Here is a 26,275-nt window from a genome sequence, read left to right on the forward strand (position 1 = left end):
GCGTGAGAGGAAATTTGGCGAGAGTGTAAAGGCGCCAGATTGGCGTCACAACCTGGCCAGAATGCATAGGCAAAATGCACAGCCAGCCGTCGCGCCTACCCCGTTTCGCCTTGCAGCGCCCTGGGAACAGTCCGAATCGGGTAAAATATCGGGCTACGCGCGCAGCAAATCGACCGGTTTCTCAACTCGTCCGGCATGTTTCGCCCATCAGGGCGCGAAACGTTACGCCTGCTGCGCCATCGGGCCACGCGCCCGCCTCCCAGCTCACCACACCGAAGGATTCGCCCATGACAGGCTTCGATCGCCAGACGATCTCCGACACGACCGCAAAAATGCTGCTGGAAGTCCAGGCAGTGCACTTCAACGCGGAAAAACCGTACATCTTCACGTCCGGCTGGGCGAGCCCGGTGTATATCGACTGCCGCAAGCTGATCTCGTATCCGCGCGTGCGCCGCGGCCTGATGGAAATGGCAGAAGCGACGATCCTGCGCGACGTCGGCTACGAACAAATCGACGCCGTCGCCGGTGGCGAAACGGCGGGTATTCCGTTCGCTGCATGGCTGTCGGACCGCCTGATGGTGCCGATGCAGTACGTGCGCAAGAAGCCGAAGGGTTTCGGCCGTAACGCGCAGATCGAAGGTCTGCTGACGGAAGGCCAGCGCGTGCTGCTGGTCGAAGACCTGACCACCGACAGCCGCAGCAAGATCAACTTCATCAACGCGCTGCGCACGGCGGGCGCGCAGGTGAACCACTGCTTCGTGCTGTTCCACTACAACATCTTCAAGGAAAGCGTGTCGGTGCTGAAAGACATCGACGTCGATCTGCACGCGCTTGCCACGTGGTGGGATGTGCTGCGCGTCGCGAAGGAACAGGGCTACTTCGAAACGAAGACCCTCGACGAAGTCGAGAAATTCCTGCATGCACCGGCTGAATGGTCGGCAGCGCACGGCGGCGCGACGTCTGCACCGCAATAAGCGCGTCGCACTGCACTAGCGTTTCGAGCGCATACGAAAACGCCGCCTGTCCACAAGACAGGCGGCGTTTTTCATTCACCTCGTTCGATCCGACTCAAGCATCCGGGAGCAGATCAGAAACAGTTCTTAAGAACCTTCCCGCGGCTGCGGTGGACTGCCCGTATCGGCCTCACCCGGCGCGTACGAGGACAGGTTCATCAAGCCATTACTCTGCGCATACTGAAATAGTTCGGAGTCCCTTTCGAGTCCCAGTTTGCGCATCGCCGTATTCTTCTGCGTGCTTATCGTCTTAATGCTGCGGTTTAGTTGCTCAGAAATTTCCTTGATGGTCATGCCTGAAACAAAGAGCCGCACCACTTCTAGTTCGCGCTTCGAGAGAATCACCTCGTCGCTCTTGCCGCCGGCGTTCATGCGCAACGTATCGAGCGCCGCCTTCACCGACGGACTCATGTACTCGATATGTCGGCTGACGTGCTGCACTGCAAGGCCGATATGACTCAGGTCATCCGATTTATTGACGACCGAAATCACGCCCAACTCGCTGAGCCGCTTCAGCAGCGCAGCGTTTTCGAGCATGGTTAGGACGACGATAGGCAAGTCGGGAAAATTCCGACGCAGATAGCCAATCAACGGTAAGCCGTCGCCGTATTGTCCACCTGGCATAGCGAGATCGGTGACGAGCACGTCGCACGGCGTCGTCTGCAAGATCTTCACCAGTTCGGTGGACTGCTTTGCGCGCGCGACCACACGAATGCCCTGGAACTTGAGCAACGCCTGTTCGGCACCAAAAAGAATTACTGGATGGTCATCGGCGACCACGACCCTGATGGGATCTTGCATGGCCCTCCCTTCAACTGACAATCCACGCTCCGAAACTTCAGTCATGCAACCGTTCTTAATTCTGAGTTCTAAATTTCCAGGACTTGTCTGCTTGCTAACATCTCAGACGATTGCAACGACTATAGCTGATTTCGCGCAACATCGGCCTCTCGTCGAGCACAAATGCCTGCTTAAGATGTAATGTTAGACTCGATTTGTCGTTTGGGTACAAAAAAGGACAATAATCCCTCGTAAGGACGATTCTTTACGAGCCTGACAGGAGATTCGGCACATGCGCTTGCGTTGCCCGGTCGTTCCACCTGCTTCGTCCCGTTCGTTTCTGCCGTTTCTGCGCGCCGCGCGATCGCACCTTGCGTCGCTCGCTGCCGTCGCGTTCGCGCTTCATGCCTCACCCCTCTTCGCTGCCGACAGCGCGTTCACCGTCGCGAGCACCAACCTCCACACGGGCGGCATGGTCGACAACGCGCAAGTGTTCGACCGCGACGACTGCAAAGGCCTGAACCGTTCGCCACAACTGAGCTGGCATAACCCGCCCGACGGCACGCGCAGCTTCGCCGTCACCATCTTCGACCCCGATTCGCCCGGACGCGGCTGGTGGCATTGGGCCGTGGCCGGCATTCCCGCCACCGTCGACCGGCTGCCGGAGAACGCAAGCGCATCCGGCTTTCTCAAGAAACTCGGCGCCGTCGAAGCTCGCAACGACTTCGACATCGACGGCTATGGCGGCCCTTGCCCGCCACCGGGCAAACCACATCGCTACGTGATCACCGTGTACGCGCTGAGTACGGCCAATCTCCGTCTTGCGCAAGGCAGACCGTCGTTGATGTTCGACCACGAGATCAGCACGGCGACGCTCGGCTATGCACGCATGACCGTCACGTACGGCCGCTAGTGTTGCGCATCGGCGCTTAGGCGCAACGCCGCACTTTTCTCATCGCGTCCAAAAGGGTCCGGGCGCGATGACAGAATGAACACGGCGTAGGCTCGTCTAATCCGATTGACATCATTCTTTGAAACGAGGGAGCGGACTATGTCAAAAATCATCATCGTGTATCACAGCGGCTACGGTCACACGAAGAAGCTCGCCGAAGCCGTGCTCGCCGGCACGCTCGACGGCGGCGCCGATGCGAAGCTCGTCGCGGTGGGCGAACTGGACGATGCCGGCTGGGCCGAACTCGACACCGCCGACGCCATCATCTTCGGCGCGCCGACCTACATGGGCGGCCCGTCCGCCGACTTCAAGAAATTCGCCGATGCCAGCTCGAAGCCGTGGTTCGGACAAAAGTGGAAGGACAAGGTGGCCGCGGGCTTCACCAACTCGGCGACGATGAACGGCGACAAGTTCTCGACCATCCAGTATTTCGTCACGCTCGCCATGCAGCACGGCATGATCTGGGCGGGCACGGGGATGATGCCGGCCAACACGAAGGCGGCGACGCGCAACGACCTGAATTTCGTCGGAGGATTTACCGGGCTGCTGTCGCAGTCGCCGGCTGACGCCACGCCTGACGAAGCCCCGCTGCCCGGCGACCTCGATACGGCGAAAGTATTCGGCGCGCGCATCGCCGCCGTCACGGCACGCTGGAAGGCGGGCCAGCCGACCTGAGCGTCGGAGCGCGGCTGCGAGAGTCCTGCAGCCGTATCCGCAGCAATCGAGCGGGAACGCTCACTGTCACGCTGCCGTCACTGTTGCAGCGCAACGTGTTTTTCGGGCAGTTTCGCGCACGCGCCGCCGTGGAGTCTTAAAATATCGTTCCGGCGCGGGCAGCGCCGCGTTTTTCCGCCGTTTTATCAGCCAGCGAGATCAAGATGAGCACGAAAGTTTTTGTCGACGGACAGGAAGGCACCACCGGCCTGAAGATTTTTGAATACCTGTCGGAGCGCGCAGACGTTGAAATCCTCCGCATCGAAGAATCGAAGCGCAAGGATCTCGACGAGCGCCGTCGTCTCATCAATGCTTCGGACGTCACCTTCCTGTGCCTGCCGGACGTCGCGTCGCGCGAGTCGGCGTCGCTGGTCGACAACGACCGCACGGTGCTGATCGATGCGAGCACGGCGTTCCGCACCAGCGCCGACTGGGCCTATGGCCTGCCCGAACTGGCCCGCTCGCAGCGCGAGCGCCTGCGCACCGCGAAGCGTATCGCCGTGCCGGGCTGCCACGCGTCGGCGTTCGTGCTGGCCATGCGGCCGCTGGTCGAAGCAGGCGTCGTGTCGGCGGATTTCGCTGCGCACAGCTACTCGATCACCGGCTACAGCGGCGGCGGCAAGAAGATGATTGCCGACTACGAAGCCGGCGGCAACGCGAAGCTCGACAGCCCGCGTCCGTACGCGCTCGGCCTCACGCACAAGCATCTGCCGGAAATGGCGGCGCACACGGGCCTGAAGAACGCGCCCGTGTTCACGCCGATCGTCGGCAACTTCTTCAAGGGTCTGGCCGTGACGACGTACTTCACGCCTGGCCAGTTGTCCAAGCCGACCACGCCGCAAGACGTGCTGGCGCTGTTCTCCGAGTACTACAGCGGCGAGCAGTTCGTGCGCGTCGCGCCGTTCAATGCCGACGAGAACCTCGACAGCGGCTTCTTCGACGTCCAGGCGAACAACGACACGAACCGCGTCGACCTGTTCGTGTTCGGCAACGAAGAGCGCTTCGTTACCGTCGCGCGTCTGGACAACCTCGGCAAGGGCGCGTCGGGTGCGGCCATCCAGTGTATGAATCTCGCCATCGGCGCGGACGAAGCGTTGGGCCTCAAGGGCTGATCCACAAAACCGAACGGCGCCCGCCGTTCGGAAGCGTACTTCCGCAAGCGAAACAAGCCGGCATTCAAACGCCGGCTTTTTCTTTTTATGCTTATCAATCCGTGATTTAAAACACCGCATTCAAACGCGGCGTAACATCTTTCGATTTTCCCTCCATCTCCAGCAGTCCTGATTGAAGGTATTTACTGCTGCCTCTTTTCGCGCCAGCGCATCAATTACCGCATAGGGATATACCCGATTTTTTTACGAACGAGCGTTCGAAGATGATAGACGCGTTTTGCTGCACCGCCCGCCCAACAAGGCTGAGCGGCAAAGCGGCGAAACCGGTCGGGCGATGCAAATATCGTTTTGTTTAAAAAGGTGCGTGTCGCACGCGCCATGCGACTCTTCGCGAAAAATGCGCTGTTTGAATCGGGTTTTTTAGACGGTTCGTTCAATTGACAGCCTTAAATCGCGCGGCGACATTAGCTCGCAAATTAGACGATCGCAAATAAATTGCATGAAACCGGACCAAGGCGCAACAAGCGTCAACGCCGGTCGAACAGGGAGACAGCTGCATGTACGCCAATTCAAAGTGGCTGGCATGTGCCATTGCCAGCGCGCCGTTTTTGATCGCCTGCGGAGGAGGAAACGCGAGCGATCCCGGTTCCATCAACACGAACCAGTGCTCAGGTTCGAGCTGCGGCGTACAAGGGCCGCCGCCATCGACGGTTGCGGACGGCTCGCTCTGCCCCGCCAACGCCGACATCGTCAACAGCACGTATCTGGGCGGCGCCGGTAGCGGCGAAGTCGTGTCGCTGAACATCGACGCCGTGAAGATGACCTACACGCTGAAGTTCTTCGACTCGCCGATTCCCGTCTCGGCAGGCCAGGTCGACAACACGCGCCATGACACGACCGTCACGGGCGCCGTCCTGCATCCGCCAACGGGCACGTTGCCCAGCGCCGAGCAGACGCGCTGCGCGTTCATGCTAACGCCCGGCTCGGGCATTGCGGCTTCGACAGGCACGACCTACACGACGCCGTTCTCGCAGACCAATCCGCCTATCGTGTTCGTCGGCAAGGGCGTGGCGGGCGGCGGCATTCCGGGCGCGACGATTTCGTTTGCGGGGATAGCCGGAATTGGCGTGGTCAATTACCGCACTTTCGATTTCTACCCGTTCCTTGGCTTCGCCAGCACGTCGACCGATCTGTCGAAGCTCGCCGGCACGTATAACACGATGCTGTATCACATCCAGCCGACCAAGAGTTTCGGCGCGCGTGCGATCAACACCGTTGAAACGTTCGCCGCCGATGGCTCATGCAGCGGCACGGGCGCGTCGGTGACGCCGCCCGGCTCGGCGAGCACCGCCGGCTGCCTGAGCTCGGGTGACCCGTACACGCTGAACGCCAACGGCTACTTCGACAGCACGACTGCGCCGCAGATCGAAGACCAGTACACGATTCCTATCATCCTGCCGCCGATCAAGTCGGCGAAGACCCACCTGATCCTCGGCCAGCTCAACGGCGCGACCGTTCCCGTCGTGGTGCGCACGGGCAACGTCAGCACCACGGCGCTGCAAATCGACGACGAATCCGGCATCGCGCTGCTCGAAAACGCTACGTCGCTCGCGTCGGGCGGTTTCAACGGTGGCTATGTCGGCGCGGACTCGAACTTCAAGTACACCGCGTCGCTGATCACGAGCGGCACCGGCACGTTCATCAATCCGACCACGCAGGCGGCCGAAAGCGGCTTCACGCTGACTTACGGCGCCGACACGGCAGGCGTAGTCGACGTCACCGATCAGCAGGGCAACACCGGCAAGGCGATCGCGGGCGGCGGACTCTACGCGGTCTTCATCAACGGCACCGAAAACGGCGGCGTCACGGCGAGTTCGGCCAACGCACAGACCGTCGGCTCGCCGTACTTCAGCGTCGGTGCACAGATCAGCAAGTGACAGCAACCGCGAGCAACGAAGCGAACCGGCCGTGCAGCAGGAGGAGGCACCCGCAGCAAAGCATCGAAAAAGCAGCATCGGTAAATCACAAGACCTAGAGGCGGCTGGACTGGGAGCTGGCCGCCCATAACAAGACTGGAGGCACGATGAACTGGAAGATCCTTTTGGCGCTGGCCTTGGCAGCGCCCTTGCTCGGCGCGTGCGGCGGTGCGGGCAGTGAAGGTGCACCACCCGTGGAAGCGCGCCTGTGCCCGGCATCGCTCGACTACAACACGACCTTCACGGGCGGCGGCGGCGACGGTGAACTCGTCAAGCTGAAACTCGATACGACGAAGATGACCTGGCAGGTCACCTACGTCGAATCGCCGATCCCCGCCACGACGGGCACGGTATCGCCGACGCGCGCAGGACAGACGGCCTCCGGCACGCTGACCCAGGAAACCCTGCTTCCCACTACCAAGCTCAACCAGTGCGCGTTCCGACTGAATGGCGCGAGCCTCGACCCGAACCGTCCGGCGCGGATCTTCGTCGGCGAAGGCGTCGCGGGCGGCACGATTCCGGGCGCCGAGATTTCGTTCGGCGGCATTCTCGGCCAGGGCGCGGTGCCCGATACGAAATTCCCGTACTACCCGTTCATCGGTTTCTCGTCGATTGAGACGAATCTGGCGAATGTCGTCGGTACGTACAACCAGCTTGGCTATCATCAGATTCCGTCGCAGAACTTCGCGCCGACCGTCGTCGATACCAAGATCACGATCAATGCAGACGGTACCTGGACCGAGTGCGACAACGCGGGCGTCAACGCCGGTAAGTGCCAGCAGCCGGGGACGAACTGGGTGCAATCGGCCGATGGCAGCGGCGCGTTCGAAACCGATAACTTCCAGGGCCAGGGCAAACCGACCCAGGCATCGGCGCCGGCGGGCAAGGGCTACATGATCGTCGGGAACCTGCGCAACCAGAACGTGCCGATCCTGATCCGCACGGGCTACGCGACCTCGACGGTGGCGTCGAACCCGCTGGGCGGCGTGATCCTCCCTGTCGCCGACGACGAATCGGGCATCTCGATCCTCGCGCCGCAGACGAACATCGCCGTCAACTCGCAGAACGGCGAGTACATCGGCGGCGACAGCGACTTCAACTACCGCACCAATGCCCTCTCCGGCACGCAGGCGACGCTGCTCGATCCGTTCAACGCGTCGCAGGCATCGCTGACCAAGGCGCTCAATCTCGACTTCACGCAGACCGTGCCCGGCGTCGTGACATCGACGTACACGAGCGCGGCGGCAGGCAGCGCGCCGACCGGCAAGTTCATTTTCACGGGAGGCGTGTTCGGCTTCCTGGACCTGTCGAACGCGTCGTCGCCGTACTTCACGATTGGCGCCTTCGTCCAGTGATGGACGAAAGGTCTCCCGCATAGAACGCAACGAGGCGACCGCCGCCCGGCCGCTCCTCTGCCTGCGCGCAGAGGAGCCGGCAACCGGGAAGCGCAGCGCACGGTGCAGATGCACCGTCGCGCGCGAGGCAGGACGCCCGCTCAGGAGGAACACAATGAAAAAGCGCTTGGAAGCGGCATTGCCGAATGCCTCTGCAGCTGCGCGCGCCGGTGTGATAGCCGGCGCACTGGCCGCTGCATTGATCCTGCTCACGACGCCCAATGCCTACGCGCAAAAGGCCGGCGACGACCTCGTGTCGCTCGGCTGGTTTCACGTGATGCCGCAGGATTCGAGCACGCCACTCACGACGAACGTGGCGCCCGTGCCGATCAATACGCCGCTGCGTCTGCCGAACTCGTTCACATCGGCGGGCACGGGCCTGTCGACCAATAGCGCCGACACGCTCGGCCTCGTGTTTTCGCACTTCGTCACCGACCACATCGCGGTGACGTCAGTGGCAGGCGTGCCGCCGAAGTTCAAGCTCTACGGACACGGCACGATCCAGCCGCCTGGCCCGGCGGGCGCGCTTGGCAAACAGGATATCGGCGATCCAGCCGTCAATCCGATCGTGAAAAGCGTGCGGCAATGGAGTCCGGCGCTGATCTTCCAGTACTACTTCGGCAAGTCCGACGCGAAGTTCCGGCCATTTCTCGGTCTCGGCGTGTCGTATAACTGGTTCAGCGATATTCAGCTGAACAATAACTTCGTGACGTCGACGCAAGACAATCTCGGGGCGATTCTGGCTGCGGGCGCGGGCAAGCCGGGGAAAACGACCGTGGAAGCGAAGGCGTCGTCGTCGTGGCAGCCGGTTTTCAATGCGGGCGCGATCTACAACATCACCGACAAGTGGGGGATCACGGCGTCCGTGACCTACATTCCGCTGAAGACGACGTCGTCGACGATCATCAAGGCCGCCGATGGGACCGAACTCGCCGTTTCGAAGGCAGAGCTGAAGGCGGATCCGATCATCACGTACCTGGCGGTTTCGTACCGGTTCTGAGGATTTGCGTCTATCGGCTGCGATGGGCGAAAAAAAAGCCCGCCATGGTGGCGGGCTGAATCCATATCAGAGGAGACATGGAGGAGACAAGAACGACTATAGCAAATCACTTGGTGCGTTGCAACATGTTGCGCTAGAGCGGCTCTTCTATGCTTCAAAAGGGTGACAAAACGTCGCACCCGAGTTTTTCGGGTATATTTTTGTGCTCTGCATCATTTTCGCGAAGTCGCCCGGCTGTCCTGCAAAGAACGCTGCCGCCGGGTGCAAAAGCGGGTCAGTGCCTGACCAGCGCCATCATCGCGCCGAATCCGACGAACACGCCGCCCGTCAGCCGGTTGAACGCCTTCGCGACACTGCTGCTCTTCAGCTTCGCGCCAATCTGCGTGCCGCAACCCGCGTAGACGATGTACCAGCTCACTTCCATCACTGCCGTCGTCACGACGAGCACGGCAAACTGCGGCAGCGTCGCGCGCGTGGCGTCGATGAATTGCGGCAATAGCGCGGCAGAAAACAGAATCGCCTTCGGATTGCTGCTGCCGACCAGAAAGCCGTTGCGCATCAGCGCACCACGCGAGGGAGCACGCTTGCCAATCAGGTCATCGGCGGCCGCATCGACTTGCGCCGCCGCAACCTCGCTGACGGGTGCACGCCACGCTTTCACGCCGAGCCACACCAGATAGGCCGCGCCGAGCAGGCGCAGCGTATTGAACGTCGCCGGCCATGCCTTCAGCAGCACGCCAAGCCCGGCGACGGAAACGGCCAGCATCAGCATCAGCGACAACAGACAGCCGGCCATCGTAGACGCCGTGTGACGCATGCCGTAGCGGGCGCCGTGCGTCATCATCAACAGCATGTTCGGGCCGGGAATCGCACAAACGACGAAGATCGTGGCCACGTAAAGCCACCAGGTATGCAAACTCATGATCCGTAGTGCTCGACAGAAATGGAAAACGGGCGGGACGGACATTATGCCCGCCCCGCCCGTTCTTAATCCCGCTTGCCCTGTGCTTCAGCTTCAATAAGCGCAAGAACCGGCAAGCGCCGCGCCGTCAACGTCCCGCGCGGCGTGCGGCGACCTGACCCAGCACGGCAAAATCTTTCTCGCCGTCGCCATGCGCGACGGCTTCGATCAGACTGTCGCGCACGACACTCGCCACCGGCAGCGGCGTCATCACCGATTCCGCCGCAGCCAGCGCGAGACGCACGTCCTTCAGGCCGAGACGTGCCTTGAACAGCGCCGGCTCGTAGCGCTGCTCGGCAATCATCTTGCCGTAGCCCTGATAAACGGGGCCGGGGAACGCGCTGCTCGTGATCACGTCGAGGAAGTCCTGCATCGCGACTCCGTGGCCGCCGAGCAACGCCGACGCCTCACCCAGCGATTCCACCGCCGACGCCAGCATGAAATTCGCCGCCAGCTTGACGACATTGGCCTGCTGCGGCAGCGAGCCGATGCGCCACGTTTTCTGGCCAATCGAATCGAAAACCGGCTGAACGCGATCGATTGCCTCGGCGGGTCCGGCGGCGACGATGGTCAGCTTCGCGGCGGCTGCCACGTCCGGGCGCCCCATCACGGGTGCCGACACATAGTTCAAGCCGCGGCCGGCGTGGGCCGTGGCCAGTTCTTCGGCCAGCGCGACGGAAATCGTCGCCATGTTCACGTGAATCAGGCCGCGCGGCGCGTGCTCGAGCAGCGTGGCGCTGATGACCTCGCGCAGGGCGGTATCGTCGGCGAGCATCGAGAAGACGGCGTCGCCCGTGAAAGCCTCGGCGGGCGTCGCGACTACCCGCGCACCCAGTTCGGCGAGCGGCTGGGCCTTGTCCAGCGAACGGTTCCAGACGCGCACGCTATGCCCGGCTTTCAGCATATTTGCGACCATCGCGGCGCCCATTTCGCCGAGACCGATAAAACCGATGTCCATCAGTTGCTCCTAGTTCAAGAACCCGAAGTAGAGCACAGCCGCGCGCCTCGTGCAGGAAATTGGCCATCGGCACAGCGCGACGGGCGGTGCGATACTGCTGTCATGGTCACGGCCACTTTTCGCTTCTATGAAGAATTGAACGACTTCCTGGCGCGGCCGCTGCGCCGCCAGTCGTTCAGTTGGGAATGCGCGCGCGGCGCCAGTGCGAAGCACATGATCGAAGCGCTCGGCGTGCCGCACACCGAAGTCGAACTGATACTCGTGAACGGCGAATCGGTCGGTTTCGATCATCCACTGCACGAAGGCGACCGCGTCGCCGTTTATCCTAAATTCGAAGCGCTCGACATCCAGCCGCTGCTACGCGTGCGCGAGCAACCGCTGCGCGTCGTGCGCTTCGTCGCCGCCGCGCATCTCGGCGGACGCGCGCAACTGCTGCGGCTCGCCGGCTTCGACACACTTTACGACAATCACTACGCAGATTCGCATATTGAATCGATTGCATCTGCCGAAGGACGCATTGTCCTCACGCGCGACCGCGAACTGCTCAAGCGCCGCACCATCACGCACGGTTGCTACGTGCGCGCGCTGAAACCCAAAGTGCAATTGCGCGAAATCTTCGACCGGCTCGATCTGGCGCGCAGCGCACGGCCTTTTCGCCTGTGCCTGACGTGCAACGTGCCGTTGCGGCGCATTGCCAGAAACGAAGCAGTCGGGCGTGCGCCCGAAGGCGTGCTCGACAGGCATACCCAGTTCGTCACCTGCGACACATGCAGGCGCGTGTTCTGGGAAGGCACGCACTGGCGGCGCATGCGCGCGCTGATGGACAGCGTGACAGGCACTGAAAGGGCCGAAACGCCCGTGAAATAGTGGCCCGATGCGCACCGGCGATTCACCGCGCATCCCGCGATACCCCGCCGCGCGCTGCGTACAATGCTGGATTGCTTACCTGTTAGAGGCCTTTCCGTATGGCAATGAAGAAATTCGACCTTGAGAAAAACAAGGCGCTGAAGCTCGGCAACGACATGAAACAGGCGCTTTCCGCCGACCGCTTCGGCAAGACGTCGTCGCTGCAACCGCAACTCGATCGTCGCGAGCAACGCAAGCTCGACCAGGCCAAGGGGCTCGTGCCGTTCGCGTGCAAGCTGCCGGATTCGCTCGTCGCGCAGTTGAAAGAGCGCGCCGCAACACATCCCGAAGGCATGAACGGACTGATCGCCGAATTGCTCGTCAACGGACTGGCAGCGGGCGTTTGAGCGGCGGCATGAGCCGCACGCGTGCCGCGCGTCTACATGGCGCGCATCGGCGGATTGCGCCGGAAATGCAAAAGGCCGAAGCAATGCTTCGGCCTTTCTTGTTGCTGCGCCCGCGCCGCGATAAAGCGGCCGACGCTGCGAACGGGGCTGCTTAGTTCTGCGTGCCCTTGTCGTTCGTGCCTGCAGCCGAAGCCGCCGACGACACGCCAGCGCGCTTGCCGTGCGTCTTCAGTTGCTTGTGAGCGTGCTTCGGCTTGGCCGTTGCAGCTGCTGCCGGCGCTGCGTCGGATGCCTGTGCGAAAGCTTGAACGGACACCAGCGCGAGCGAGGCGGTGACGAGCGAGGCGATGATCTTCTTCATATGTGTTATCCCCAAACCTGACGACTTTAAGTCAATGTTGAATTGAACAGCATGATGGCGAAGCCAGCCGGGCGCTCAGCGCCTTGCGGCTCCCCGCGGCGAGTATCACGCAGCGTAGGCGGTTTGTCATCCGATAAAGCTCGATATGTATTTTCCGGGAGACAGCCGTCTTACTGAATGCTTTCATGCGGTCAACGCTTCGCCGACGACACATGCGCGCACGCGGGTATCATGTCGGCTGCCATTGAATACGGGTTGTTTCGTATGAACAGAGGCGCGTGAGGCGCCCGCGCGCGCTCTGCAGCGCGTCACGAGAAACGGCCCGTCCCGTCAGGAATCTCCGCTTGAAAACCGCCACCCGCCAACACCTGCGCGCGAATCTGCTCATGCTCGTCGCCGCGATGATCTGGGGCAGCGCGTTCGTCGCGCAACGCCTCAGCCTCGATGCCATCGGACCGTTTCTCTTCACCGGCCTGCGCTTTCTGCTCGGCGCACTGATTGTGCTGATCGTGTGGTCCGTGGCGCGGCGGCGCACTTCGCATTCCGACGACGCGCCCGCTTCGCTGTACCCTGCCCGTTCGGCAAAGCTATGGCGCGATGGCGCAGTGCTCGGACTGCTGGTCGCCGTATCGATCTCGTGTCAGCAGATCGGCCTGCAATACACGAAGGTGGCGAACGCGGGCTTTATCAGTTCGCTGTACGTCGTGATCGTGCCGCTGATCGGCGTGCTGCTGCGCCATCAGACGGGCGTCGGCGTATGGCTCGGCGCGCTGCTGGCGGCGCTCGGCATGTACTTCCTGAGCGTCGACGAGCATTTTTCGATTCTCTATGGCGACTGGCTGCAACTGGCAGGGTCGATCGTCATCTCGGCGCAGGTCGTGCTCGTCAGCCGCTTTGCGCGCCGTCACGATCCGCTTGCGCTCGCACTCGTGCAGTTTGTGGTGTGCGGACTGGTAAGTCTTGCAATCGGGCTGGCCGTCGATCCGCTGCGCCTCGCTGACATCGTCCGCGCGGCGCCGACCATCCTTTACGGCGGTGCGCTTTCGGTGGGCGTCGCGTACACGATTCAGGTTGTCGCGCAGAAGGACGCTGCGCCCGCGCATGCAGCCGTGATCTTCAGCATGGAAGGTGTGTTTGCCGCGCTTGCAGGTTGGCTCGTACTGGGCGAAACACTTGCACCGCGTGCGCTGCTCGGTTGCGCGCTGATGATGGCGGGGTTGATCGTGTGTCAGGTGATGCCGATGTGGATGGCGCGGCGCGACGTTTCGTCGGATTCAGCCGAGCCTGCCTGAAGCAGGCCGTGCGCCGTGGCGTTGCAGCTCGAAGCATAGCCGGCCATCGGCGTAGCTATGCCCGCAAAGACTGAAGTCTCAGGCAGCCGCCTGCGCAGCCGCGTCACGCCAGCTTTCCACTGAGCGGCGACGATTCGACGTCGGTGGAAACACGCACCAGCAGCCGTCGCCATGACGAAAGAAGAACAGCGATCGCAGACCATCCGGCGCGGACGTTTCGACGCGCACATAGCGCGTGTTGTCCCATTTCGTGCGGCCGAACTGCGTGACATGCACAGGCGCCGACACCGGCCCGAGCCACTTCTCGACCAGGAAACGCAGCGACTGTTCGGTAGCGTTTCTCATGACGTTCTCCACGTCGGCTTGTCGCGCATGTTCTCGCGCGCCGTCTCGGGCTTGTCCTGCTCCGCTTCCGCCGCCTCTTGTGCAGCGAGCTCGATCGCCCGTTGCGTTGCAGCCGCGCGCAGCGCCCTGCAATCTGCCGCGTGCCGTATGTCCGATAGCATCCGGACCAGATGTCGCGCGTTTCTGCGTTTCATATGCACCCCCGCACCGCACAAAAGACTTGAGAAAGCACTTTATCTTTAGGCGCTGATCTCTCGTCTCTCTAGTTGTTTTGACGAAATAGCAACAGTCAAATTCGAATTGGATGACTGAGTATTTCATCGGTTTTCATCCTGCTCCCACCCGCTCGCGCGTTCTGTGCGCTGGCAACCGCAACGCAGCAAATGCAAGGGCCGCGCAGCGCATGGGTTGGCATCGGATATGCGGTCGAACGTTGTGCAATGCGCCTGCCAGAACGATCAGTTCACCGGATAGGCGCGCGGCGTCAGGCTTGTCTGTAAAGCAGCAAGTACCGCACCCGCGGCGAGCAGGCATGCGGAATAGATGAGTCCACGCCCGAGACCGACGCCGTCCGACACCCAGCCGATGATGGTCGGCCCGACGATCTGTCCGAATGCGAACACGATCGTGAACGCGCTGATCCCGCGTCCCCAGTGCGCGGCGGGGAGGTTGTGGCGCACGAAGGCTGTCGTCGATGCGACAGCGGAGAGAAACGTCGCGCCGAACAGCAAGCTCGATGCAAACGCGACCACGGGATGCGCGACCACGGCGGGCAACAGCGTCGCCAACGCGAGCAACGCATTGAGGAGTGCGAGCGCCTGGCCGCCGCGCATGCGGTCGAGCAGTGTCGACCAGATACGCGCCGACACGACGGTCGCAACGCCCAGCAGCAGATAGAAGCCCGTCACGACGCCTTCGCTCATCCCGCCGTTGCGCAGCAGCGCGACGATAAACGTCATGTAGCCGATATAGCCGACACCGAACAGGCCATAACCGGCCAGCGCAAATGCATAACGCCGCATCGGCGCCGCTTGCTGCGAAGTATCGGCGGCGCCCGCTGCACCCGAGTCGAGCACATGCTGCCGTTCGATGCGCCGCGCCGCCCGCGCCGCGACGATCGACAACACGACGCAAGCCGCAGCGAGCGCGAACCACGCGATCTGCCAGCCATGCGCGCGCTGCACGAGTGCAAAGGAAGCAAACGAAGCCGGCACCAGCAAAGCCGACGCGACGATCCCCCAACCCGTCCCGCCGTAATACAGACCGAGCACGAGACCGGCGTCGCGCGGCCTCGAAGTCGCGAGCCGCGCGGCCAGCACGCCGCCGCTCACGAAAATGAACGCGCTCGCGATACCCGTCGCGACACGCTGCACGAACAATGCATGCGTGTTCTCCAGCACGCCGGTGATGGCCATGAGCAAGGCCGTCCCCACGCATCCACCGATGAACAGCGACGACGCCGGCCAGCGGCGCGACAGCCGCGGGAACGCAAGCGCACCGAGCAGATAACCCAGCGCGTTGGCCGTATTCATCGCGCCTGCCTGCGCGAAACTCCAGCCCAGATCGGCTTTCATCGGCGGCAAAAGCAGCGCGTAGGAGAAACGCGCGAGTCCCAGCGCAATCGCACTGCCCATCGACAGGCTCACGGCAAGCCAGAGCGCGGGCCATCGACCAGATGCTTCGGCGGCATCGGCGAGCGGGTTCGCGGGGCTGTCGGAGGAAACGTCGTGGCGGGCGATACCAGTCGTCATGTGATTGTTTGTGTCGATCGATTGGACTATCACTGTACATCGCGGGCATGCAGTGCACCGCCAATCCAGCGGTTCACGTCACCTCGCACGCGCGGCACGCCAGCCGATGCTTGCCGCCCGCTCCGCAATACTGCTAGCGTAACGGCACAATCACGACGGAGACCGCGCTCGTGTTGAACCCGCTTCTCGTCCTGCGGCAACGGTTTCGCCATATCGCACGGCAGCGGGGCGCGGCCGTGTCGCAAGCGGTCGGCAACCGGCCGTTTCTCACGGGCATCGCGGGCACGCTGATCGCCACTGCGATGGCGGGCCTGACGCTCGCCACGCTGTATTCGGGACGCACCGACGCGCTCAATCACGCACGCGAAACCTCAGCCAATCTGGTTTCGCTGATTTCCAGCGATCTGGCCAGAAACGTCGAAATCTACGATCTGTCGCTGCAGGAAATCGTGCATCGCTCGCAGGAGCCGACCGTCTGGCGCCTGCCCGACGAACTGCGCCGCACCGTGCTGTTCGATCGCGCGACGCTCGCCGCGTATCTGGGCGGCGCCTATGTGATCGACGAACATGGCGTGCTGAAGGCCACGCAGGAAGGCCCCATCGACAAAACGATGCGCTTCGGCGATCGCGACTATTTCCTCGCGCATCAGCAACGGCCAAACGCGGGACTGTTCATCTCGCATCCGTTTCGTTCAAGGCTGCGCGAGCGCGAGTTGTCGTTTGCGCTGTCGCGCCGCATCGACGCCCGCGACGGCTCGTTCGCCGGCGTCGCGCTGCTCGCCGTGCGCATCGCCTATCTTCAGCGGCTGCTCGATAAGGTCAACACGGGCCGGGACGGCACCGCGCTGATCCTGCTCGAAGACGGCACGGTGCTCGCGCGCAAACCTTACGCGGAAGGCGTGATCGGCGAAGACGTGCACCGGTTTCAGGATTACGCGACGGTCCATATCGGCACGGCAGGCTCGTACATCAGCGAATCGCCCATCGATCACGTGCGGCGCATTTTCTCTTATGCCCATGTGCCCGACACTCCGCTCGTCGTGATCGTTGCGCCTGCGCTCGACGACGTGCTCGCGCCGTGGCGCAAACGCAGCGCGATAGCGGGCGGCCTGACCTTCACGCTGGGCGCCGTGGTCGTGCTGGTCTGCTGGACACTCGCGTTCACGCTGCGCGACAAGGTGCGCGCGCAGACGCGGCTCGCCGAACTCGCGGCCACCGATCCCCTCACGCATCTCAGCAACCGCCGCACGCTCGACCGGAATCTCGACGAAGAATGGCGCCGCGCACGCCGCAACGGTGCGCTGCTGTCGGTGCTGTTCATCGACATCGACCATTTCAAGCGTTTCAACGACACCTATGGCCACGCAGCCGGCGATGAAGTGCTGACGGCGGTGGCTGACTGCATTGCGTCGGTGGCACGACGGTCGATCGACGTCGTCGCGCGCTACGGTGGAGAGGAGTTTGCGGTCGTGCTGCCCGACATGGGCGCGGCGGCTGCCGTGAATACGGCCGAGAAAGTCCGCCGCGTGGTGGAAGCGCTGCGCATCCGGCAATTGCCCAGCGTGACGGTGAGCGTCGGCTGCGCGACCGGCCGGCCCGCCGATGGCCGCAACGCGCCCGAACTCATCGCCGCCGCCGATGCGCAGCTATACGAAGCAAAAGGCGCCGGCCGCAACAACGTGAAATCAATAGACTGGACGCAGCTTCAGCCGGGCAGCCTGAGCAGCCATGGCGACGACAGCGCCAGCCACAACGGCGACCCGGCCGAACGCCACGCGTAAGAATTTCCGCCACCTTACCGAGCGTCGAATTGCGGTCAAATTTGCTCACTGTTCATGCGATGGACATGCGCTACGTCAACGTAGACTGAATCCTGTCTCCACGTTCTCCGTGATTCTTCACGCAGTCGGAATCATTGGGACGCCTGGCGCCACGGCCGTGTCCGTGGCGCGTTTCTTCAGCGGCACGGCGAACCTGGGACGCAGGCCGCGCGCCATGACGACGCGGACCGCTCGGAGACCCATCTGCCCCGTTAAGCCATGAAATCGATTCAGGATCTGTGCACTGACGACATTGCCTGTGAGGCGTTGCTCGGCGCACTCGACGGCAAGAACAAGCTGGTCGCGATCTACGACACGAGCGATCGTCTCGTGTTCGCGAACAGCGCATTCAAGCACGCGTTCCGCCTCAATCGCGAGCGCGGCGAAATCACGTTCGCCGATCTCGTGATGCGCGGCATCCTCGGACAATGCGGCACGCGTATCGAAGGCGACAATGCTGCCGCCGTCATTGCCGAAGCCATCGCCGTGCGCCGCGAGCGCGCCGGACAGCGCAGCTTCGCGACGGAACTGATCGACGGGCGCTGGTTCTGGATGACGGAATCGCTGTTCGAAAACGACTGGATCGTGCTGATCGGCACGGATATATCGGCGTTGCGTTCCACCGAGCAGGCTTGGATCGGCGCGCATGAACGCGCAGTGCAGGAAGCACGCACCGACGTGCTGACGGGTCTTGCCAACCGCCGCCATTCGATGTCGTCGCTCGAACTGGCGATCACTGCGGCAGCGGGCACGGAAACGCCGCTGACCGTCGCACTCGTTGACCTCGATCACTTCAAGCAGATCAACGATTCGCACGGTCACGCCGCCGGCGACGCCGTACTGCGTGATTTCGGCGAAGTGTGCCGGCACGCGACGCGTCAAACGGATATCGCAGGACGGATCGGTGGCGAGGAGTTTCTGGTGGTGTTCCCGTCGACGTCGGTCGAGCACGGCGTGTCGGCCGTCGAGCGCATGCGCCGCCAGGTGATCAGCCGTCGCGTGCAGGTCGCCAGCGATTGTGCGATCCGTTATTCGTTCTCGGCGGGTGTGTGCAAGGTCGAATTCAGCGACGATCTGAACACCACGCTCGCGCGCGCCGACAGCGCGCTCTACTCGGCAAAAAGAGAAGGGCGCAACCGCACTGTCGCGTGGTCGGCGCCCTTGCAATAAGCGGCGTCAAGCCGCTTCGGCGAACTTCTTCTCGGTGCTCTTTACGAGCAGATGGCCACGAATGCGGGCAACCACTTCGTCCCAGGTGCCGCCGGCGCGTCGGCGGAAGAGCCGCGCCGTCGGATACCACGGGCTGTCTTCGCGCCGGTAATGCCAACGCCAGTCGCCGAAATCGGGCAGCATTACCCAGGTCGGCTTGCCCATCGCGCCCGCGACGTGCGACACCGACGTATCGACAGTCAGCACGAGGTCCAGTTCGGCGATTGCGCTTGCCGTCTCTTCCATGCTGCGGATTTCCGCGCCGAGATCGTGGAAGTTGGGCAACCGTTCGGCGTACTGCGCCGCTTCGTCGGCACCCGCACCCTTTTGCAGGCTGAAAAACTCGACGCCTTTGAGCTTGAACAGCTCGTCGAGCACCGACAGCGACGGCAGTGAGCGCGCGCGGTCGTTTTCGTGAGTCGGTGCGCCCTTGAAAACAACGCCAACCTTCAACGCATCGCACGGCGCAGCCAGCAATGCTGCGGGCGCCTTGATCGACGGCGCGCGCAAAAACGGCACCGCAGGTGGCAATGCTTCGAGTTCCAGCGGCATGTGAGCAGGGATTGCGTGCGGGAAGACCCAGAAATCGTGCGCAGGCAATTGCGCGGCATCCTTCACATCGATCACCGCATCGGCTTCCTGCGACTCCTCGAACAACTTCACGAGCGGCGACTGGCACATCACCGTCACGCGTTCCGCGCCACAATGTTCACGGAGCGTCCGCGCGAAGCGCAGAAAGAAAATCTCATCGCCAAGGCCGAACTCGCTCCAGATAACAATCGATTTGCCAGCCAGCGATTCGCCCTTCCACTCCGGAAACGTCGTTGGCGGCTGAGCCGTCGTGCGACGCTGCCAGCCGAAGACCGACATCGTCGCTTCGCGCCATTGAAATCCTTCCTGCAGCTTGCCGCGCGAGATCGCATGCAACGAGCGATACAGACGCGGCAGATGTTCACCAGGCAGACGGTTCACGCATTGCGCCCACACGCTATCGATCTCTTCTTCGCGCTCCCAGCGCAGCCACTCCATCATCGTGCGATGGTAGACATGGAACAGATACGGATACGTGCGAATCGCACGCTGGCCGGCCTCGATGCTGTCCTCCGCGCTGCTCGCGCGGTTCAGTGCTTCGAGCATCTGTCCGGCTGTCAGCACGGCGCGCTTGCGCAGCACGATCTCGATTGCACACTCGGCGAGACCATGTGCTGTCTGGTCCACGTCATTGCGCGATTCGTCGTAATGATCACGCACGAGGCTCACGCGCTCGACTGATGCGACGTGCGACAAGATTTGCACCAGCTCGAGTACATTGACCGAGTGCGGCAACTGCTTGCGCGGCTTGCTGATCGTGAAGCTCGCCTTGTGCCGCCCGTTGAAGCGGCTCGGCCACGCGCCCTTCTCGTACAGATCTTCGTCGGGCACCGTGACGACCGCATGGCCGCCCGGCTTCAGCAACTCCAGCCATTTCGCCAGCGCCTTGCCCGGATTGTCGACGTCGGCGAGAAGATGACTGGCGTGCACGAAGTCGAATGACTCTTCCTGCATGCCCTTCATGTGCACTACGTCGCCTTCGCGCCACGACTTCACGTTACGCACACGCGGAAAGAGATGTGCTTGCGCGCTCAGCGGATCACCGCTTGCGCTGATGTCCAGTCCCTCACCTACGAAGTAACACTGTACGAAGGCGGGATCATGCGAGCGGCGCAGTGCCGATTTGCTCGTTTCGTTCATGACCGTCTCACGCCGCGGCCGACGCTGCCGCGCCAGCCTGTTCTTGCCAAAGCGCCTGGATACGCTCGCCCAGAATTTCCGGACGCCCCTTGAAAATCAGCTTCTCGATGGCCTGCGGACCAGCCAGCTCTGCAGCCAGCGCATTGCGCTCTTCCGGATTTTCGATCAGACGCAGCGCGGCCGCCTTGTACTCGTCGTTGGTCTTCGCGACCATCCACTCGGGGAAGCCGAGACGCTTGAACATGCCTTCATCGATATGCTCGTGCACTTCGCGCCCGGTCTTGCACACGCCTACGAGACCAGCCCACACCGTATCGACGATACCGTTGGTATTGCCGAACGGGAACGGGTTCAGGAACAGGTCGCAGCCCGCGATCACCTTCATGTAGTTGCCGTAGTTCTGATGCTTGTGAACGACGGCCTTGTCACCCATCAGACGACGAACCAGGTTACGCACCTGCGGGAAGATCAAGCCGTTGGCCTGGCCCATCAGGAAGTGGAACTCGACAGGCACCTTCGATTCGTTGGCGATCTGCGCACATGTATTCAGGAAACCGGGGTTCTGCTTGATCGTGGTGCCGGCCACAGCGATCTTCACGACACCGTTCGACGGTTGCTTCTCAGGCAGTTGCAGTTCGAGCAGCGCAGCAGGTGCGCGGTACGGCATGCCGTCCGAAGGCAGCTTCAGCAGCTTCTCGCTGAAGCATGCTTCGTCGCCAACGTAATCTTCTTCGACGACCACGTAGTCCATTGCGTGGCCGTGCGTCGTCGCCGGATGGCCGAGCGCCATCATCTGCAGCGGCGCGACGCGCAGGCATGCCAGCACCATCGTGATCGGGAACATGCCGACGCTCGGCATGTACATCATTTGCGCATTGCGCGCCTCGCTCGTCTGACGCACATGACGCGCGGTTTCCCACAGGTTCGCGCCTTCAAGCGGGATGAACTCGTGGAAGACTTCCTTGCCCACGTCATCGACGCGGCCGTTGTAGCCCATTCCGATGAGATGGAACTTGTCGCGCATCGCGACCATCGTCTGCGAGTGCGTGCGATAGATCGAGTGGTTCTTCGAGAACCATTCGAGCACGACGAGAAGCACAGGCTTTTCGCCCTTTGCCGGTTGCGCCGCGGTGCGCTGCACATCGTGGATGCCGAGGCTCGCCAGCTTGCGGCGGAGCAGCGTGTTGATCGGCTTCTTGATGTCGTGCTTGCCCGGCAGGTCCGCGTAGCTGCAATGCATGTACATGTCGTGCAGCACGCCCATCGGCAGCGCATCGATTTCTTCGATCTCGGCAAGGCGCTCAGGCAACCAGCGCAGCAGCATTTCGCGCTTCTGGTGCGCGGACGGTGTGCCCAGGAAACGCGACGACATGATCGTAGTCGCCATGCTCGCCGCCATCGTCTTGTTGTGCTTCCACAGCACATCCCAATCCAGGCGCACTTCGGATTCCGGCAGGTACAGCAACTGGAACTTGCGGAATTCGCTGTTGCGAAGCTCGATCGAGTTGCGCGCTTCTTCGTTCACGCCGAGCGAGCGCAGGATGTGGTCGGCATTGCGGAACGGACTTGCGGAGAACATTGCGGCGAACCAGCGCTGGAACAGCATCAGGCGCTTCATCGACACGTCGGATATCTTGAAATTCGGGTCGGTCATGAGCGCCGTGATCGCACCCGTCAGTCGCGTGAGCAGGTGATCGTCCATGATGTTGCGTGCTTCGACCGACTGCGCCCACGTATCGACATCCATCAACACGCCGTAGTTCTGGTCGATCTTGTTGAGCAACTCGATAAGCATGCGGCCAGCCTGCTCGTGTTCGCGGCGATAGCAGAGGTGTTCGAACTTGTTGATGCTGAATTTCATGGTGAATCTCCGGGTAAGTGAATGTCGTTAATGCGCGATTGAGTGTTGCGAGCGATACGTGTCTGTGGTGTTAGTGGCTCCAGGTCACCGACAGCCAGTACTGCAGCGGCTTCTTGCCTGGCTCGACCCACGAGGGCGAGGAGAAGCCATAAGGTTTCGAAACCGAGGCGGAAACCGTGGCGCCAATCGGCGTGAGCCAATCGATGCTGGCGCCGTAGCCGGCGAGCGTGCGGGTGTTCGTCACATCGGAGACACCCGGATAGCTCTGGTCCCAGCCTGCCCACGGGTTGTGATTGATGCGGCCGACCGCGTAGTCCGAGAAGATGCCGAACTGCAACTGATGACCGGACGCAACCGGTACGCGTTGATAGAGACCTGCGTTGACGATGACGCCGTCGTTAAACGAGACTTCGTCCGAGCGGTAGGCGCGCACAGCGTTAGGGCCACCCGCGCCGAGCTTTTCGCTCGGATCGAGATTGCGGTTTGCGACCTGCGCGTTCACGCGTCCCGACAGGAACAGGTTGCCGCTACGCGTCAGCGCATACGTGCCGTATCCGGTGCCCGACAGCTTCGCGTAGTTGCCGGCCGGGTTCGCCTCTGTGTTCGTTCCATACGGAAAGTCATTGCTCTGATGACCAAGCGTCAGCGCAGCCTGGCCGCTCAGGATGTTCGTGCGAAGTTGCTGAGCGCGATCGCCGTTGTCGGCCTGCGCGGAAAAGCGGATCGAGTCGATCTTGCTGTGTGTGGAGACGCCGTATTCCTTCATGTCGGTCGACGTCTGGCTGTGCAGATATGAAACGCCGCCCCAGACATTCGCGTCGAGACCGCGAGCGAACGGATACAGCAAGCCGCCCGAAGCCGTCGTCGCGATACCAACCATCGGCGTGACCGTGTTCGTCGTGTATTGCTGGCGGCTGATGCCGCCCGTCAGGCGCAGTCCGTCGTTGAGGATCGGCACGCTCGCATCCAGCTCCCCCGTCCACATCTTCTTGTCGGTGCCCGTGAGCGTGAATGCGTAGCTTTCGCCCGCGCCGAAATAGTTGTTGGCCGACACGCTCACGCCCATCCGATACTCGCCCGTGGACGGAACGCCCTGGTTGTCGAGGATCAGGTTGGCAGATACCGGCTTGCCCTTCTGCACGACGCCGACGACCACCTTGATGTCGCCCACGCCCGCGCCGGGTCCGAACTGCGGCGCCGTTTCGAGCGCAACACCGGGCAGGTCCTGCAGAAGCTGCGTCGAACGCTCGAGACGCGAGGTCTTCAGATAGCAGGCGCCCGGAAGCGTGTCGCTGCCGCACAGCGCGTGCGTGATCACCTTGCGCAGACGCGAATCCGCGACACGCGATTTGTTCTGGATTTCGATCTGGCTGATCCGGCCGGGGAAGACCGTGAAGACGGCTTTCGCGCCTTGCCTGGCGGCTCGCCAGTCGGAGTCGGTCATCAGCACCTGGCCGATCGGGTAGCCGCCTTGACGCAAGGCATCGGTGAGTCGGTCAGACCAGCGGTTGACGTCGCCCAGCGTTTGCGGCGCGGCGCCGAGTTGTTGCACGTGAGCGCGCAGCAACTGCACGATGGCAGCTTCGTCTTGTCCGCCCGCGGGGAGCAACTTGAATTCGATGACGGCATTCTGTGCAGTCAGCGTCATGCTCGTCGCCGCAACAGACTCGGCGTGCGCCACGCTCGTCACCAACACCGGCAAGATCCACATTGCTTGAGTGATCTGCCGGTTTATTTCACGTCTACGCCACAACATTGAAGCAATCCTTGCTTTTGATTAGAAACGGTGGCGTTACGTTTATCGAGGATTCTCATCCCAGCGATTTGTACCGCCGACATAAGAAAGAGTAAAAGTTTGATAATCCGAAGCGAATAGGACTATTCCAAAAAAGTGTTTGGGATTTTCGGATTTTTGGTCGAGCCCTGACTGTGCCTGAGCTGACCGTCACGGGGAGGATGCTTTGATATTGCGGTTTTTATGATTCGAAGTCGGCTTGAAAATAAGACAACTCCGAAAATTTCAATCAAAAATCTCTTCTCTTCTAAATTTCCGACGATTTTTATTTTGGTTTGAATTTTCAGAATAGGAACATTCCTATTTTTTCAAACCAAAACAATATCCAAAGCATGTAAAAAAACGGTGCAGCTCTTGCGAACTGCACCGCCTTTCAATCAGCAAAGCAAACTTGCGAGAGGAAATCGTCCAGTGAACGGCCGATCACTCCCGCGATCCGCCGACCGCACGCAACTGGCAGGTAACCGCCAGTTGCGCGGGGCGGGAATCAGTGCTCGGTTGCCGGGGACTGATCCGCGACCGCCGGTCCCATACCCTGCTTCAGCCAGCCGTGCGACTTGACCACGTACGCCTTCCCATCCTTGACGCCGCTCTCCGTGTAGAAGAACTCATGCGTCTGCATGTTCACCGACAGGTCCGCCTTCGTCTGCGACTTCTCGTCCTCGTACGTGAAATGCTTCGCGCCGTCGGCACCGTCGCGGTACGCCAGATGACGGTTCAACACGCCCTCGTGGGTGAGCAGCTGAACGTCAGCCGAACGGACCAGCGTGTCGACCGTCACGTGCTCGACGGTTGCATCCGCCCAGAACGCTGCATCGCCGGCTTCCAGCGTCAGCGGCTGTGCCTGATCCAGGTACCAGTGCGCCGACACATCAGCCCAGATGAACGCCGCCAGGCCACCGACACCGACTGCGCCGAGCGCTGCCGCAGCGCCGGCACCGCCGCCGGAGCCGCCGGACGATGCGTTGGTCGAGCCACCGCCGTTGTCCGTGCTGCCACCGCCGTTGATGACGTTGCCGCCGTCGGTGCCATTGCTGTCACCGCCGTTGTCCGCGCTATTGCTGCCGCCACCGTTGTCGGTGCCGTTGCTGTCGCCGCCGTTGTCCGTCGTGTTCGGATGGATGACGGTGCTGTTGCCGTTGTTGTCGATGTACGTCGTGCCGTTGTCGTTCGTGTAGATCGTGCCGTTGTCGACCACACCCGAACCATTGGTCGAGTTACCGTCGATATACGTCGAACCGTTGTCGTTCGTATCGATCGTGCCGTTGTTGTCAATGCCCGTACCGTTCGTCGAGTTACCGTCGATATACGTCGTGCCGTTATCGGACGTGTTGATCGTGCCGTTGTTGTCGATGCCATCGCCATTGTCCGAGCCGCCCGCCATGTTGGTCGTGCCATTGTCGGTCGTGTTGATCGAACCGTTATTGTCGATACCCGTGCCGTTCGTCGAGTTGCCATCGATGTTCGTCGAGCCGTTGTCGCTGGTGTTGATCGAACCGTTGTTGATCACACCCGAGCCGTTGGTCGAGTTACCGTCGATGTTGGTCGTACCGTTATCGGTCGTGTCGATCGTGCCGTTGTTGTCAACGCCCGTGCCGTTGGTCGAGTCACCCGACATGTTCGTCGTACCGTTGCCCGACGTGTTGATCGCACCGTTGTTGTCGATGCCATCGCCATTGTCCGAGCCGCCCGACATGTTGGTCGTGCCATTGTCGGTCGTGTTGATCGAACCGTTGTTGTCGATGCCCGAACCGTTGGTCGAGTTACCGTCGATGTTCGTCGAGCCGTTGTCGCTGGTGTTGATCGAACCGTTGTTGATCACACCCGAGCCATTGGTCGAGTTACCGTCGATGTTGGTCGTGCCGTTATCGGTCGTGTCGATCGTGCCGTTGTTGTCAACGCCCGTACCGTTGGTCGAATCGCCCGACATGTTCGTCGTACCGTTGCCCGACGTGTTGATCGCACCGTTGTTGTCGATGCCATCGCCATTGTCCGAG

At 61.9% G+C, this 26,275-nt stretch carries 22 protein-coding genes and 1 pseudogene; 12 read left to right on the plus strand and 11 right to left on the minus strand.

Annotated features, from left to right (window positions below; translation table 11 throughout):
* The first annotated feature begins 287 nt into the window (after positions 1-287).
* A complete protein-coding gene (locus DK391_RS22645; RefSeq protein WP_109480224.1) occupies positions 288-974 on the plus strand; it encodes an orotate phosphoribosyltransferase in 687 nt (228 codons plus the stop codon).
* Between the two features lie 126 nt (positions 975-1,100).
* Here the strand turns inward: DK391_RS22645 and DK391_RS22650 are convergent, their stop codons facing one another.
* On the minus strand, positions 1,101-1,814 hold the full coding sequence (locus DK391_RS22650) for a response regulator (protein ID WP_109480225.1): 714 nt from the start codon (positions 1,812-1,814) through the stop codon (positions 1,101-1,103).
* A gap of 271 nt (positions 1,815-2,085) precedes the next feature.
* On the opposite strand from DK391_RS22650, the gene DK391_RS22655 reads away from it, so the two are divergent.
* From DK391_RS22655 to DK391_RS22680, 6 genes are all read left to right on the plus strand, one after another.
* On the plus strand, positions 2,086-2,706 hold the full coding sequence (locus DK391_RS22655) for a YbhB/YbcL family Raf kinase inhibitor-like protein (protein ID WP_109480226.1): 621 nt from the start codon (positions 2,086-2,088) through the stop codon (positions 2,704-2,706).
* Between the two features lie 138 nt (positions 2,707-2,844).
* Entirely contained in the window at positions 2,845-3,420 is a 576-nt protein-coding gene (locus tag DK391_RS22660; RefSeq protein ID WP_109480227.1) for a flavodoxin family protein, read from the plus strand.
* 203 nt (positions 3,421-3,623) lie between these two features.
* Positions 3,624-4,571: an N-acetyl-gamma-glutamyl-phosphate reductase gene (gene argC / locus DK391_RS22665; RefSeq protein WP_109480228.1), complete on the plus strand. Its 948-nt coding sequence runs from the start codon at positions 3,624-3,626 to the stop codon at positions 4,569-4,571.
* A gap of 557 nt (positions 4,572-5,128) precedes the next feature.
* Positions 5,129-6,508, plus strand: a complete 1,380-nt coding sequence (locus tag DK391_RS22670) for a DUF2957 domain-containing protein (RefSeq protein ID WP_109480229.1) — start codon at positions 5,129-5,131, stop codon at positions 6,506-6,508.
* Between the two features lie 146 nt (positions 6,509-6,654).
* Positions 6,655-7,902 (plus strand): DUF2957 domain-containing protein, encoded by a 1,248-nt coding sequence (locus DK391_RS22675; protein ID WP_109480230.1) that lies wholly within the window; start codon positions 6,655-6,657, stop codon positions 7,900-7,902.
* Between the two features lie 154 nt (positions 7,903-8,056).
* On the plus strand, positions 8,057-8,941 hold the full coding sequence (locus tag DK391_RS22680) for an OmpW family outer membrane protein (RefSeq protein ID WP_109480231.1): 885 nt from the start codon (positions 8,057-8,059) through the stop codon (positions 8,939-8,941).
* A gap of 274 nt (positions 8,942-9,215) precedes the next feature.
* Here DK391_RS22680 and DK391_RS22685 read toward each other — a convergent pair whose 3' ends face one another.
* Positions 9,216-9,863: a LysE family translocator gene (locus DK391_RS22685; RefSeq protein WP_109480232.1), complete on the minus strand. Its 648-nt coding sequence runs from the start codon at positions 9,861-9,863 to the stop codon at positions 9,216-9,218.
* Positions 9,864-9,990: 127 nt separating this feature from the next.
* Positions 9,991-10,860, minus strand: coding sequence for an NAD(P)-dependent oxidoreductase (locus DK391_RS22690; protein ID WP_109480233.1), 870 nt, complete (start codon positions 10,858-10,860; stop codon positions 9,991-9,993).
* A 102-nt stretch (positions 10,861-10,962) separates the two neighbouring features.
* Here DK391_RS22690 and DK391_RS22695 point away from each other — a divergent pair, with 102 nt between their 5' ends.
* Positions 10,963-11,727 (plus strand): Mut7-C RNAse domain-containing protein, encoded by a 765-nt coding sequence (locus DK391_RS22695; RefSeq protein WP_109480234.1) that lies wholly within the window; start codon positions 10,963-10,965, stop codon positions 11,725-11,727.
* 98 nt (positions 11,728-11,825) lie between these two features.
* Positions 11,826-12,113: a hypothetical protein gene (locus tag DK391_RS22700; RefSeq protein ID WP_109480235.1), complete on the plus strand. Its 288-nt coding sequence runs from the start codon at positions 11,826-11,828 to the stop codon at positions 12,111-12,113.
* 151 nt (positions 12,114-12,264) lie between these two features.
* On the opposite strand, the gene DK391_RS22705 is transcribed toward DK391_RS22700, so the two are convergent.
* Positions 12,265-12,474, minus strand: coding sequence for a hypothetical protein (locus DK391_RS22705; RefSeq protein WP_109480236.1), 210 nt, complete (start codon positions 12,472-12,474; stop codon positions 12,265-12,267).
* Between the two features lie 344 nt (positions 12,475-12,818).
* Here DK391_RS22705 and DK391_RS22710 point away from each other — a divergent pair, with 344 nt between their 5' ends.
* Positions 12,819-13,766: a DMT family transporter gene (locus DK391_RS22710; protein ID WP_109480237.1), complete on the plus strand. Its 948-nt coding sequence runs from the start codon at positions 12,819-12,821 to the stop codon at positions 13,764-13,766.
* Between the two features lie 78 nt (positions 13,767-13,844).
* On the opposite strand, the gene DK391_RS22715 is transcribed toward DK391_RS22710, so the two are convergent.
* From DK391_RS22715 to DK391_RS22725, 3 genes are all read right to left on the minus strand, one after another.
* Complete coding sequence (locus DK391_RS22715) at positions 13,845-14,111, minus strand: hypothetical protein (protein WP_109480238.1); 267 nt, start codon at positions 14,109-14,111, stop codon at positions 13,845-13,847.
* Positions 14,108-14,305 carry a hypothetical protein gene (locus DK391_RS22720; RefSeq protein WP_109480239.1) on the minus strand — a complete coding sequence of 66 codons (198 nt, stop codon included), beginning with the start codon at positions 14,303-14,305 and terminating at the stop codon, positions 14,108-14,110. The genes DK391_RS22715 and DK391_RS22720 overlap by 4 nt, the downstream gene beginning before the upstream one ends.
* A gap of 264 nt (positions 14,306-14,569) precedes the next feature.
* Positions 14,570-15,862 (minus strand): YbfB/YjiJ family MFS transporter, encoded by a 1,293-nt coding sequence (locus tag DK391_RS22725; protein WP_109480240.1) that lies wholly within the window; start codon positions 15,860-15,862, stop codon positions 14,570-14,572.
* A gap of 170 nt (positions 15,863-16,032) precedes the next feature.
* On the opposite strand from DK391_RS22725, the gene DK391_RS22730 reads away from it, so the two are divergent.
* Together DK391_RS22730 and DK391_RS22735 are read left to right on the plus strand one after the other, a co-directional pair.
* Positions 16,033-17,643 (plus strand): diguanylate cyclase, encoded by a 1,611-nt coding sequence (locus DK391_RS22730; RefSeq protein WP_109480241.1) that lies wholly within the window; start codon positions 16,033-16,035, stop codon positions 17,641-17,643.
* A 258-nt stretch (positions 17,644-17,901) separates the two neighbouring features.
* Positions 17,902-18,852: a GGDEF domain-containing protein gene (locus tag DK391_RS22735; protein WP_109480242.1), complete on the plus strand. Its 951-nt coding sequence runs from the start codon at positions 17,902-17,904 to the stop codon at positions 18,850-18,852.
* A 6-nt stretch (positions 18,853-18,858) separates the two neighbouring features.
* Here the strand turns inward: DK391_RS22735 and DK391_RS22740 are convergent, their stop codons facing one another.
* The 4 genes and pseudogenes from DK391_RS22740 to DK391_RS22755 all read right to left on the minus strand — a co-directional run.
* Complete coding sequence (locus tag DK391_RS22740; protein WP_109480243.1) at positions 18,859-20,622, minus strand: methyltransferase domain-containing protein; 1,764 nt, start codon at positions 20,620-20,622, stop codon at positions 18,859-18,861.
* 7 nt (positions 20,623-20,629) lie between these two features.
* Positions 20,630-22,483, minus strand: coding sequence for a peptide transporter (locus tag DK391_RS22745; protein ID WP_109480244.1), 1,854 nt, complete (start codon positions 22,481-22,483; stop codon positions 20,630-20,632).
* Between the two features lie 70 nt (positions 22,484-22,553).
* Positions 22,554-24,131 (minus strand): ShlB/FhaC/HecB family hemolysin secretion/activation protein, encoded by a 1,578-nt coding sequence (locus tag DK391_RS22750; protein WP_239482921.1) that lies wholly within the window; start codon positions 24,129-24,131, stop codon positions 22,554-22,556.
* A 634-nt stretch (positions 24,132-24,765) separates the two neighbouring features.
* Positions 24,766-26,275 (minus strand): annotated as a pseudogene (locus tag DK391_RS22755) (hypothetical protein); the annotation flags it as partial.

This window comes from Paraburkholderia sp. C35, assembly GCF_003121405.1.
GTDB lineage: Bacteria > Pseudomonadota > Gammaproteobacteria > Burkholderiales > Burkholderiaceae > Paraburkholderia.